Source organism: Sphingopyxis sp. Root1497, assembly GCF_001427085.1.
Lineage (GTDB): Bacteria > Pseudomonadota > Alphaproteobacteria > Sphingomonadales > Sphingomonadaceae > Sphingopyxis.
Genome location: NZ_LMGF01000003.1, coordinates 825,340 through 838,137 on the forward strand (window position 1 = coordinate 825,340; position 12,798 = coordinate 838,137).

Genomic DNA, 12,798 nt, shown 5'->3' on the forward strand with positions numbered 1-12,798 from the left:
CGGGCGAGGGTAGACCTATCCGACCCGTTCTCCGGCGAAGGCCGGGGTCCAGGGCGTGATAATGCAACGCCGCCTTTCCACCGCTCTGGGCCCCGGCCTTCGCCGGGGAACGGAAATGGCCGATCGGCCTCTCCCCACCGCAAAGCACCCAAAGAAAAGGGCGCGGGAGTTTCCTCCCGCGCCCCGATCTTTTCCCGTTGGTCGTACGATTAGAATTCGTACGACACGCCAACCTTCAGGCGCCACACCGACGACGACACGTTGATGCCGTTGTCGTTGTTGAAGTCGGCCAGCCCGTTGACGTTCGAGATCACGTAACGGCCCTGATTGTCGACCGCAGCAACAGCCGGGTTGGCAGCGCCGGCAGCTCCGCGCCCAGCAGTTGCGATGTCCTGAAGCCCCGCAAAGTTGCGGCGACGCTGGACGTTCCAGTCCTGGTCGAGGAAGTTCAGGAAATTGTCCATCGTGGCATAGAGCTTGATCTTGTCATTCTTCCCGAACAGGCGGCCGGGACCCGGGATTTCCTGCGAGAAGCTGAGGTCGATGTCGAAATACCAGTCGTTAAGGCAGGTGTTGCGATCGATCGTCCGGCCACGATATTTCTGCGCGCATCCGATGCTCGAGATCACGCTGTTATAATCGTCGCGGTTCTGCGCCGCGGTGCGGAGGATCGCACCGGCCGAGCTCAGCGTGTCGAGGAATACAACGTTCGGATCGTTCGGACCGGTCGGAATATAAGCCAGCGCGTTGTCGCTGCCCGAAGCGTCGTCGTTGAACTGGGCCGAACCCTGGAAGGTCAGGCTGTACGGACGACCCGAACGGGCGACGAAGGTGACCGCGAAGCGCGTCGACAGGTCCTCAAAGAACTCCTCGCGGAAGGCGAGGCGCGACGAGATATTGTGGCGGCTTTCATAAAAACCGCGCGTCGCGGCCGGATTGTTGCGGTCGAACGCGGCAACGAGGTCATAGTTGGACCCCGCCGTCGAGTTGTACATGCTCCGGCGATCCTGCGAGTCGGTGTAGGCGTAGCCGATGTTGAAATCGACGCTGCCATTTTCGGTGAACAGTCCGCCGTTGAAATTCTTCGACAGGATGATTGACGCGTTGTGGCTCCGGAAACCGGCGCTGTTGGTCAGCTGCAGTTCGTCGTCGCGGCTGGTGTTGAAGCAGACCGCGTTGACGTTCTGGTACACCGGACCCGGGTTCAGGCCGACCAGCTTCGCCGTACAGCCAACAACATTCGGATCGATCGAGCGATAGATCGGGCGACCGTCGACCGTATAGCCGTTGAGGCCGAGCGCCGGGTTCACCGTCTGCGACAGGTCGACGATCGTCAGCGGATTCTTATACTTGCTGTAGATATAGTCGAGGTTGAGGTTCCAGCCGCTGAAGAAGCCTGAGGGGGCGAAGTTAAGTTCCGAATTGAAACCAATATTGGCGCGCAGCACCGTCGGCATCTTGATGTTCGGGCTGATCGACTGGGTGTCGCCAAGACCGCGGGCCGCGTTGGCCGACGCCGACTGCTGGAAGCAGGCCGGGACGCCGGTGAACTGACCGTTGACGACAACGTCGATCTGGCCGCCGGGGCCGACGAGGCCGGCGCAGGCCGCGTCGCGAGACGTGCCGGTGGCAAAGCCGCGGCCGTCATTCTGGAAGGCGTTGCCGAACCACACGACCGGATCGCCGCCCGAGAAGATGCCGACGCCCGTCGTCAGCTTCGGCCGGCCGAACACGGCGAAATCGTCCATGTCATAGGTCAGCGCGAGGCGCGGCATGATCACCGGCGCCAGGTTGCTGAAGCTGGTGTTGTTGGGAATGCCGTAGCGCTGCTGGAACACGGAGTTCAGCGCCGGGCGACCGCCATCATACCAGTCGGCGCGCACACCGATTACCGCGTTTAGGCGATCGGTAACTTCCCAGTCGTCCTGCGCGAAGATCGAGTAGATGCTGCGCTTGAAGGCCGCTGCGGCGTCGTTAACGTCGCCGGTCGCCGAGAAGTTGCCGAACGCGCCGACGGTCGTGCCGTTGACGACGTTGTTCGGGGTGGTGCTCGTCGAGTTGGCGGTGGTGCCGGGCGACAACAGGCCGGCGCGAAGGTCGTCGATATTCTTGAATACCAGCGTGCCGGTGGCATTTTGGACGAACAGGTTGAACAGGTTGGCTTGGTTCAGTTCAAAACCGACCTTCAGTTCATGACGGCCCGCGACGAGCTTCGCGACGGCGCGATACTGGTCGATATCGGTGCGCAGGTCGTTCGCCGAGCGCGAGTTGCCCGGACCGGCGAGAACCGCGCCATTGGGCGTGCCCGACGCATTCTGGATGCCGACGATGATACGCGGGATCGGGTTCGCCGACTGGGCTTCACCGCCGCCGATCGGATCTTGGCGGTCACGCACTTCCGAGCGCGAATAGCGCAGTTCGGTCGAGAAATTGTCGGTCCACTGCGAATAGAGGCGTCCCGAATAATAGTCCGACTTTGTACCGCTGGTGTAGAAGGTATTGAGGCCGATCGCCTGCGGCGAGGTGCCGGTGAACAGGTCGTCCGGGCGGGTCGACCCTTCCTCGAGACGCTGATAGGTCAGCTCGAGACGATGGTCGTCGTTGACCTGCCAGTCGAGGCGACCGAAGTAGCGATCGTTCGAGAAGGGACGGCTCTTGACCAGCGGGCCGGTCTCGACGCCATAGACGCTGCTCAGCACGTCCGAGATTTCCTGGAACTGCGCCGCAGTGATGCCGCGCTGCTCGTTCGGATAACCGGCGCCGACCGGGCCGTCGTCCTGCGACTGACCGGCTTCCTGATGCTCATAGGCGCCGAAGATGAACAGGCGGTCCTTGATGAGCGGACCGCCGGCCCACACGCCCCAACGCTTTTCGGGCTGGATCGGAGCGACCGACAGGCCGCGGACGCTATCGCCGCGCATGCCGTTGTCGGCATATTCGAAGAAACCGCCGAACTTGTAGTCGTTGGTACCACCCTTGGTCACGACGTTGATGGCACAGCCGGTGAACTGGCCATAGTCGACGTCGAACGGCGCGAACTGGATCTGCGTTTCGCGGACGGCGTCATAGGGAATCGGGGTCGACGAACGCGACGAGAAGCCGGTGTCGTTCAGACCGTAGATGTCGCCTTGGCTGATGCCGTCGACGGTGAAGGCGTTGCCGCGGTCGTTACCGCCGAGGCACGAGATGCGGTCCTGGCCCGAGCCGCCGTCATCGCGGTCGAGGCTGACGCGCGGATCGAGGCGGATGATGTCGCGGATGTCGCGGTTGAACGACGGCGCGCTTGCCAGCACCTCGGCGGTGAAGCTGGTGCCCGGGCCGACTTCGAGCTGCGTGACGCGGACGCGGGTGCCGGTGACGACGATCTCGCCGCCGCCCGATGCCAGCTGGAACCGAAGGTCGGTGTTGCCCTGCAGGGTGGTATAGATTTCGCTCAGCGACTGGCCTTCAAAGCCATCGGCATTGGCCGAAACCGAGTAAGGTCCGCCGGTGACGAGGCCGCTTGCGGTGAAGCGGCCGTCCGAACCGGCGACGATGGTGCGCGCGGCGCCGGTGCGGGTGTCGGTGATGACGACCGTCGCGCCGCTGACCGGCGCGCCGTTGTCGTCGCTGACCTGGCCCTGGATGCCGGTCGTGATCTGCTGCGCCTGCGCAGGCGCGGCGACGACGGTCGCCACGCTGATAGCCATCAGGCTAGCGGCGATCGAATAACGAAGTTTCATGAAAGTCCCCTTTGGTGTGCATTCGGCAGGCGCACGATCTTGGGGCGCGCCTCAACCTGCGAGCGCCCCTGAAGCCCGCATGTGGCACGATTGTGACAGCAAATGTGACAGTGCAAGCCGCGCGCGGCGGGCCGCGGGGCGTGGCAACGAAAAAGCGCGAATTTGCGTCGCGCCCTCCGACTTATCCACAAGCCGCGGTGCGTTTTTCCGGGTGACTGTTGCTGCAATGCAACATCGTCGGCGCGCGCCGATCCGGCGCGCGCCGCGACTCAGGCGGCGTCGCCGGCCTCTTTCGCCTTGTCGGCATAGACGCGCACGGGGTCCTTGCGGCCCTCGACGACATCCTTGTCGACGACGATCTCGACCACGTCGGTCAGGTCGGGCAGGTCGAACATCGTGTCGAGCAGGATCGCCTCGACGATCGAGCGCAGCCCGCGCGCGCCGGTCTTGCGTTCGATCGCCTTTTTGGCGACCGCGACCAGCGCGTCGTCGGTGAAGGTCAGCACGACCTCTTCGAGGTCGAACAGCTTGCGATACTGCTTCACCAGCGCATTCTTGGGCTCGCCCAGAATCTTGACCAGCGCGTCGATGTCGAGATCCTCGAGCGTCGCGATGACGGGCAGGCGGCCGACGAACTCGGGGATTAGGCCGAATTTCAGCAGATCCTCGGGTTCGATATTCTTCAGCACTTCGCCCATGCGGCGCTCGTCGGGGCCGGCGACATGCGCGCCGAAACCGATCGACTTGCCCTGCAGGCGGTCGCCGATGATCTTTTCAAGCCCGCTGAACGCGCCGCCCGCGATGAACAAGATGTTCGTCGTGTCGACCTGCAGGAATTCCTGCTGCGGATGCTTGCGTCCGCCCTGCGGCGGCACGCTCGCGGTCGTGCCTTCCATCAGTTTGAGCAGCGCCTGCTGCACGCCTTCGCCCGACACGTCGCGGGTGATCGAGGGATTCTCGGCCTTGCGGCTGATCTTGTCGATCTCGTCGATATAGACGATGCCGCGCTGCGCCTTTTCGACATTATAGTCGGACGACTGGAGCAGCTTGAGGATGATGTTCTCGACATCCTCGCCGACATAGCCGGCCTCGGTCAACGTCGTCGCGTCGGCCATGGTGAAGGGCACGTCGAGGAAGCGCGCGAGCGTCTGCGCGAGCAGGGTCTTGCCGCTGCCGGTCGGACCGACGAGCAGGATATTCGACTTCGCCAGTTCGACCTCGTCGCCGCGGCCCGAATTGGCGAGGCGCTTGTAGTGATTGTGCACCGCGACCGACAGCACGCGCTTGGCGGTGTTCTGGCCGATGACATAATTGTCGAGATGCTGACAGATTTCGAGCGGGGTCGGCACCGCGCCGTCCTTGCGCGCGGCGACACCGCCCTTGATCTCCTCGCGGATGATGTCGTTGCACAGCTCGACGCATTCGTCGCAGATGAAGACGGTCGGCCCGGCGATCAGCTTGCGCACTTCATGCTGCGATTTGCCGCAGAAGGAGCAATAGAGGGTGCTCTTGCTGTCGGAGCCAGAGAGCTTGGTCATAAAATTCCTTTTGGGGCCGTGCGAACGCCGCAAAACCCATGCTGGCGCCGCCCCCGCTGGAGGCGCCGCCGATCATCCTAGCCCCCGCCAACCCAATTACAATATGGCAATTGGGTGACATTGGCACAATGTCCCGGCTAGCGACTGGCGGCGAACGGGGCGTCAAGAAACGCGGTTACCACGTCCTTGCCGCCCGTTCGCCTGTGTCATTTCAGGGCGTCGGCCCTTCGCTCACTTCCTTGGGCGCGTCGTCGCCCGGGGCGCCGGGACGGCGGTCGAACACCTGATCGACGAGGCCGAATTCCTTGGCCTCTTCGGCCTCGAGGAACGTGTCGCGGTCCATCGCCTTTTCAATGTCTTTCAAAGACTTGCCGGTGTACTTCACATACAGGTCGTTCATCCGCTTGCGGATGCGCAGGATCTCGCGGGCCTGAATCTCGATGTCCGACGCCATGCCGCGTGCCCCGCCCGAAGGCTGGTGGATCATGACGCGGGCGTTGGTCAGCGCGACGCGCATGCCGGGTTCGCCCGCGGCGAGCAGAAAGCTGCCCATCGATGCGGCCTGACCGACGCACACGGTGCCGACACGCGGCCGAATATATTGCATCGTGTCGTGAATCGCCATGCCCGCCGTGACCACGCCACCCGGCGAGTTGATGTACATATAGATGTCCTTCTTCGGATTTTCCGATTCGAGGAACAACAGCTGGGCGGTGATCAGCGAGGCCATCTGGTCCTCGACCTCGCCGGTGACGAAGATGATCCGTTCGCGCAGCAGGCGCGAGAAAATGTCGAAGCTGCGTTCGCCGCGGCTCGTCTGCTCGACGACGACGGGAACCAGGGCGGCGAGCGGGTCGATCATGGAAAATTCGTCCTTCGTTATTCGGGATGCCGCGTCAGGAATCGACGGGCTGGCCCCTCCGCTGCCTTACATCGGCGCCAAGCAGGACGGTTTCAAGGGGGCAAAAGGGGCGGACATCGTGCCGCCCCGGATCGCAATCAGTCGCCTTCGCCGGGTTCGGCGGAGAATAGCTTCTCGAACTTGCCTTCGACGCCCTTATACTCGTCGGCGTCGGCGGGGCTGTCCTTCTTGACCGTGATGTTCGGCCATTCGGCGCTGAACTTGGTGTTGATTTCCAGCCATTTTTCCAGCCCGCTCTCGGTGTCGGGCAGGATCGCTTCGGCGGGGCATTCGGGTTCGCACACGCCGCAGTCGATGCACTCGTTCGGGTTGATGACGAGCATATTCTCGCCTTCATAGAAGCAGTCGACGGGGCACACCTCGACGCAGTCCATATATTTGCACCGGATGCAGGCGTCGGTGACGACATAGGTCATGGGTTGGCTCCCTCGGTCGGCGGCATCGCGCCGCCTGTTTGTTGCGATTCCCCGCCTCCTATGCCGCGCGGCGGCGACGCGTCAACGCTTTCGGGTAGTTGCGAATCACTCTCACTCGATAGGCGCGCCGCCGCCGTTTGACGGCACAGCTTTTCTGGTCGCGTCGATAGATTAGTTGCCGATGGCCGACGTGTCGCTGCCCAGCCGCACATAGCAGGCTTGCGCCTCGGATGCGGGGCCGCGGCGGTCGGGGAGGGCGAGCAGGCGGACCACCTCGATCCGCTCGCCGACCGGCAGCACCAGGACCTGCCCCGCGTGGACCGGGCACGAGGCGCGCGTCACGCGCCGCCCGTCGAGCCGTATATGCCCCGCCGCGACGATCGCTTGCGCCAGACTGCGTGAACGCGCCAGGCGCAGATACCAGAGCAGCTTGTCGAGCCGGATGCTCCCCGTGGCGCTCGGGTGGGTCATTCAATCCTTCCGCGCATCCGCCAGCATCGCGGCGAGGCCCGCGAAGGGGCTGTGCGGTGACGGTCCGCGTCGTGCCGGGCGGTCGGGGCGATCCGGCCGTGGCGGCGGGGGCGGCGGCGCGCCGACCGGTTTGCCCGTCTTGTGCCGCTTGTCCTTGCGCGGCTTGGCGGGCGCCACGACGGGCTGGCCGGTCTTCGCCGCCGCGTCGGGCCGCGCCGGGTGCGGGCGCCGGCCTTGCTTGCGGCGCGGCTTCTTGTCGCGGCCGCGATGTCCCGACCAGCGCCAGCGGTCGAGTTCGGGCTCGCCGACACTGCGAAAGCCGAAGGCCTGGAGCAGCCCGCGCCGCGCGCCGGTGTCGAGTCCCAGCGAGGTCGCCAGCGCCGGGTCGATCGCGAAGCCGGCGGGCGGCGGGGCCGACGCGACCTCGTGTCCGCCATGATTCTCGTCATGCTCGTCGCCACCGGCGATCGGTGCCGGCGGCTTGGCCTCGGCCTGCAATCGCGCCGCGTGCGCCTGGCGCGCCAGCCGCTCGGCCATGTCGATGCGCAGCCAGCCTTCGCCGCAGCGGCGGAACCCCGCGATGCCGAGCCCGACGACGGGGCCGTCCTTCTGCCACACCGCGCCATGCGGCGGCAGCACGGGCAGGCGCCCACCCTGCTGCGCGGCGAGCAAGGCGGCGCGCCAGCGCACCGCCTCGGGTTTCAGCAGCAAGGGGTGGAACAGATCGAGCGAGCCGATCGTCAGCCCGATCTTGCGCAGCAACGGGCGTTCCTCGGTGCTCATCGCGGCGAGTTGCTCGTCGACGCCCGTGCGCGCAACAAAGCCGCCACCATCCACAAGCGCCGCCAACAGCGCGCGCGTGCGCGGCGGGGTGAACAGGTCGCCGGCGGCTTCGCCCATCGCCGCAAGCGGGCCGGCGTGGCGTGCGAGCTGCGCCGCGACGAAGCGCTGCAATCGCTCGACGATCGCCTGCACCTGCGGCACTTCGAGCCGGCGCAACGCCGGTTCGATCAGGATCGCCGGCTGGACCAAAGTCGGCCCCTTGGCGAGCGTCGCGACGACATCGCCGTGCCAGGCGATTCGCGGCGTCTCGCCCGCCACGCTGACCAGCGCCAGCGCCGCATCCTCGCCCTCGGCGAGCGCGGTCGCCCGCCGCGCCATCTCGGCGCGCAGATGCTTTTCCGCCGCCGCGAGCAGCAGCCGATGGTCGCTCGCACGCGCCTGCGCATCGACCTTGAACTGAAACCCTTTCAGTGTCCCGATCGCCTCGCCGTCGACCGCAACGGTGCCGTCGGCGCCGACCGCGACCGGCAGCGCGGCGTGGCGCTGCCCCGCGTCGCGGATCAACAGCGCCAACCGCCGGTCGACGAAGCGCTGCGCGAGCGCGGCGTGCAGCGCGTCGGACAGCCGCGTCTCGAGCACTTGCGTCTGCGCGGTCCAGCCCGCCGCATCGGCGATCCAGTCGCCGCGCTGGGCGATGAAACAGAGGGTGCGCACCGCCGCGATCCGGCTCGCGAGTTGATCGATGTCGCCCTCGACGATGTCGAGCCGTGCCAGCTTCTTCGCGAACCAGTCGGGGTCGATCATCCCGTCGCCGCTCGTCCGCCACTGCCACAGCTTGAACACGGTGCGGCTATGATGCTCGGCGCCCAATTGTTCGAAATCGGGCAGGCCGCAGGCGTCCCACAATCGCGCCACCGCATCGAAATCGCCGCCGCGCGCACGGACCTCCATGTCTCCCGCCAGATGCTTGAGCACCGCTAGGTCGACCGCCTCGGGCGCCGCGCGCAGGCGGGGGTGCGACGGCGGCTGCGCGAGGTCGGCGAGCAACTGGTCGAGCGTCGCATAGCCCGGGTTGGGCTCGCGCCAGTAGACGCTCTGCAGCGGCGGGAAATGATGCCCCTCGATCGCGTGGATCTCCTCGGGGGTGAAGCCGCCCTGCGGCAGGCCGACGGTCCCGAATGTCCCGTCCTGCTGGTGCCGCCCGGCGCGCCCGGCGATCTGCGCCATTTCCGACACCGTCAGCCGCCGCAGCCGCCGCCCGTCGAATTTCTGCAGGCTCGCAAAGGCGACATGCTGGACGTCGAGGTTCAGCCCCATGCCGATCGCGTCGGTCGCGACAAGGTAGTCGACCTCGCCGGCCTGGAACATTTCGACCTGCGCGTTGCGGGTGCGCGGGGACAGCGCCCCCATCACCACTGCGGCGCCGCCCGAAAAGCGGCGCAGCATCTCGGCGATCGCATAAACCTCCTCGGCCGAGAAGGCGACGACCGCCGAGCGTTTGGGCAGCCGCGACAGCTTGCACGTCCCGGCATAGCTCAAGGTCGAAAAACGCGGCCGGGTGATGATCTCGGCCTCGGGCACCAGGTCGCGGACGAGGCCATGGATGCTCGCCGACCCCAGGATCATCGTCTCCTCGCGGCCGCGCGCGCGCAGCATCCGGTCGGTGAAGACATGGCCGCGTTCGGGGTCGGCGCCAAGTTGCGCCTCGTCGATGCCGACGAAGGCGACGTCGCGCTCGATGGGCAGCGCTTCCATCGTGCCGAGCAGGTAGCGCGCGTCGGGCGGCATGATCCGCTCTTCGCCGGTGACCAGCGCGACCTGCTTCGGCCCCTTGATGTGGACGACGCGATCGTAAACCTCGCGCGCCAGCAGGCGAAGCGGAAAGCCGATCATGCCGCTCGAATGGGCGGTCAGGCGCTCGACCGCCAAATGGGTTTTGCCGGTGTTGGTGGGGCCAAGGACGGCCTTGACCGGGCTGGATGCGGGAGACGACATTTTCTTAATGGCCAAGCTGGCATGGCCCGCGTTGCGGTGCAACAGCGGATCGACGGATGGCGCCGTGAAAGGTCATTTTCTTTTGTTTCACGTCATATCCCACCTCGGCCACGGCTCGCCGCAAGCGCTTTCGTGCCCCGGCCCATTAAATTGACTTTAACGACCTTTCTTTACAGACGAGCAGTCGGAAACAACATCGGCGGCGTTCGCGCGGGAGGCGGGAGCGGCGATCCGAGTGGGGGTTGCAGTCTTGTTCCAGCGTCACGAACCCATCGCGGGCATGACCGGCAATGCCGCCGCGCTGTCGATGACGCAGGCGATATCGTTCGGACGCAGCGGCGTCGCCGACCCCGCCCCCGACCTCAAATGGCACGAAGGCTGGCGCGACCGGCTCGCCAATCTCGACCTCGCGCCCGACCTCGGCGACGATATCGGGTCGCGGACATGGTGGCGCGGGCTCGCGACGCTGACCGCGCTGTGTGCCGCCGCCATTTCGACCTTTCCCGGCATCCAGCCGCTGCAGGCCGGCGGCGCCCCGGCGCTCGCCGCCGCCGATTTCAACGAAGCCCGGGCGCAGATGATCGTACCGCTCGCGCTCGGCGGCGACACCGGGCGGCACATGGCGGCGACCGACGCCGTCCGCCCGCTCACCCAGACCCCCGAACGGCCGCAAATCGAACTCACCGCCACGCTGGGCAGCGGCGACAGCTTCGCGCGCCTGCTCGAACGCTCGGGCGTCGGCAGCGCCGATGCGCAGGCGCTCGCGAGCCAGGTGTCGGGCGCGGTGCCGCTCGCCGACATCGCACCGGGCACGCGCATCGACCTGATCCTCGGCCGCCGCGCCGCGCGCACCATGCCGCGCCCGGTCGACGCGCTCGCGATGCGCGCACGCTTCGACCTGCGTATCGAGATGGAGCGCGTCGACGGCCGCCTCGTCATGCGCCGCATTCCGATCGCGGTCGACGCGACGCCGCTGCGCATCCGCGGCCGCGTCGGTGACAGCCTCTATCGCTCGGCGCGCGCCGCCGGCGCCCCGCCCGAGGCGATCCAGGCCTATCTCCGCGTCATCGGCAAACAGATTTCGGTCGCCAGCGATGTCCGTGCCGGCGACGAATATGACATCATCGTCGACTATCGACGCGCCGAAACCGGCGAGAGCGAAGTCGGCAAATTGCTCTATGCCGGACTCGTGCGCGGCGGAAAGCAGAAGCTGTCGATGATCGAATGGAATGTCGACGGCCGGGTGCAATGGTTCGAGGCATCGGGCGCCGGCGAGACGCGCGGCGGCATGGTCCGCCCGACCAACGGCCGCCAGACCTCGGGCTTCGGCATGCGCCGTCACCCGATCCTCGGTTACAAGCGGATGCACAGCGGCGTCGATTTCGGCGGCGGCTATGGCGCGCCGATCTATGCGGTCAGCGACGGCGTGGTCTCGATCGCCGGACGCCATGGCGGCTTCGGCAATTTCGTCAAACTCAGCCATGGCGGCGGCGTCGGCACCGGCTACGGCCATATGAGCCGCATCGCGGTCCGCCCCGGCCAGCGCGTCAACCGCGGCCAGGTGATCGGCTATATCGGTTCGACCGGCCTCTCGACCGGCCCGCACCTCCATTTCGAAGTCTATCGCAACGGCGTCGCGGTGAACCCCGCGACCGCCAGCTTCGTCACCCGCGCGCAGCTCGAGGGCAAGGCGCTCGCCGACTTCCGCGCCCGTATCCGCCAACTCACCGCGGTGACTCCGGGCGCCGCGCTGACCCCGGTGGCAGCGAAGCAGGCCGAAGCGCCGAAGCTCGGGAGCCTGTCCGACGTTGCATCGAAACGCGTCGGCGGCGGCATCTGACCAGCTTACCCCTCCCCCCGAAGGGGAGGGGCCTTAATAGCCAATATCCATTGGCCCTGTGCCATCACCCCGCTATGCACGCGCCATGACTCGCGCCACCTTTCCCGACCTCCGCCTGCGCCGGACCCGCCGCACCGCATGGAGCCGCGCCATGGTGCGCGAAAATCACCTCACCCCCGCCAACCTCATCTGGCCGCTGTTCGTTTGCGCCGGCGAGGACGTCGAGGAACCGATCGCCAGCCTGCCCGGCGTGTCGCGCTGGTCGGTCGACCTGATCGTCGAACGCGCGGGCGATGCCATCGCCGCCGGTATCCCGTGCCTCGCGCTCTTTCCCTATACCGAGGCCGATCGGCGCAGCGAGGATGGCGCCGAGGCGCTCAATCCTGACAATCTCATGTGCCGCGCGGTGCGCGCGATCAAGGCGGCGCATGGCGACGCCATCGGCGTGCTCACCGACGTCGCGCTCGACCCCTATACCAGCCATGGGCAGGACGGGCTGGTCGACGACGATGGCCGCGTCCTCAACGACGAGACGGTCGAGGTGCTTGTCGGCCAGGCGCTGAACCAGGCGCGCGCCGGCGCCGACATCATCGCCCCTAGCGACATGATGGACGGCCGCATCGGCGCGATCCGGACCGCGCTCGAGGGCGCGGGTTTCGGCCATGTCCAGATCATGAGCTATGCCGCCAAATATGCCTCGGCCTTCTACGGCCCGTTCCGCGACGCGGTCGGCTCGCGCGGCCTCTTGAAGGGCGACAAAAAGGGCTATCAGATGGATCCCGCCAACGCCGAAGAGGCGCTGCGCGAGGTCGAAATGGACCTTGCCGAGGGCGCCGACAGCGTCATGGTCAAGCCCGGTCTGCCCTATCTCGATATCGTCCGCGCGGTGAAGCAGCGCTTCGAAGTGCCCGTCTTCGCCTATCAGGTGTCGGGCGAATATGCGATGATCGAGGCCGCGGCGGCGGCGGGCGCGGGCGACCGCGACGCGCTCGTCCTCGAAACCCTGCTCGCCTTTCGCCGCGCCGGCGCCTCGGGCATCCTCACCTATCATGCGCTCCACGCGGCGAGACTGCTTGGCGCATGATCCGCTCCGCCTGGGCCTTTCCGACTG

At 66.5% G+C, this 12,798-nt stretch carries 8 protein-coding genes; 2 read left to right on the forward strand and 6 right to left on the reverse strand.

The genetic code is table 11. From position 1 onward, the window contains the following. Positions 1 to 209: 209 nt before the first annotated feature. The 6 genes from ASD67_RS07340 to ASD67_RS07365 form a co-directional block, all read right to left on the reverse strand. Positions 210 to 3,722 (reverse strand): TonB-dependent receptor, encoded by a 3,513-nt coding sequence (locus tag ASD67_RS07340; RefSeq protein WP_056345423.1) that lies wholly within the window; start codon positions 3,720 to 3,722, stop codon positions 210 to 212. 269 nt (positions 3,723 to 3,991) lie between these two features. Then, on the reverse strand, positions 3,992 to 5,260 hold the full coding sequence (gene clpX, locus ASD67_RS07345; RefSeq protein WP_056345428.1) for an ATP-dependent Clp protease ATP-binding subunit ClpX: 1,269 nt from the start codon (positions 5,258 to 5,260) through the stop codon (positions 3,992 to 3,994). 211 nt (positions 5,261 to 5,471) lie between these two features. Further along, positions 5,472 to 6,122 (reverse strand): ATP-dependent Clp endopeptidase proteolytic subunit ClpP, encoded by a 651-nt coding sequence (gene clpP / locus ASD67_RS07350; RefSeq protein WP_056345431.1) that lies wholly within the window; start codon positions 6,120 to 6,122, stop codon positions 5,472 to 5,474. Between the two features lie 137 nt (positions 6,123 to 6,259). After that, positions 6,260 to 6,598 carry a ferredoxin FdxA gene (gene fdxA, locus ASD67_RS07355; RefSeq protein WP_056345433.1) on the reverse strand — a complete coding sequence of 113 codons (339 nt, stop codon included), beginning with the start codon at positions 6,596 to 6,598 and terminating at the stop codon, positions 6,260 to 6,262. A 171-nt stretch (positions 6,599 to 6,769) separates the two neighbouring features. After that, a complete protein-coding gene (locus ASD67_RS07360; RefSeq protein WP_056345436.1) occupies positions 6,770 to 7,069 on the reverse strand; it encodes an RNA-binding S4 domain-containing protein in 300 nt (99 codons plus the stop codon). Further along, positions 7,070 to 9,847 (reverse strand): helicase-related protein, encoded by a 2,778-nt coding sequence (locus tag ASD67_RS07365; RefSeq protein WP_056347136.1) that lies wholly within the window; start codon positions 9,845 to 9,847, stop codon positions 7,070 to 7,072. A 280-nt stretch (positions 9,848 to 10,127) separates the two neighbouring features. On the opposite strand from ASD67_RS07365, the gene ASD67_RS07370 reads away from it, so the two are divergent. Both ASD67_RS07370 and hemB read left to right on the forward strand, forming a co-directional pair. After that, positions 10,128 to 11,687 carry a M23 family metallopeptidase gene (locus tag ASD67_RS07370; protein WP_082544994.1) on the forward strand — a complete coding sequence of 520 codons (1,560 nt, stop codon included), beginning with the start codon at positions 10,128 to 10,130 and terminating at the stop codon, positions 11,685 to 11,687. A gap of 85 nt (positions 11,688 to 11,772) precedes the next feature. After that, positions 11,773 to 12,771, forward strand: coding sequence for a porphobilinogen synthase (gene hemB / locus ASD67_RS07375; protein WP_056345442.1), 999 nt, complete (start codon positions 11,773 to 11,775; stop codon positions 12,769 to 12,771). The last annotated feature ends 27 nt before the right edge of the window (positions 12,772 to 12,798 follow it).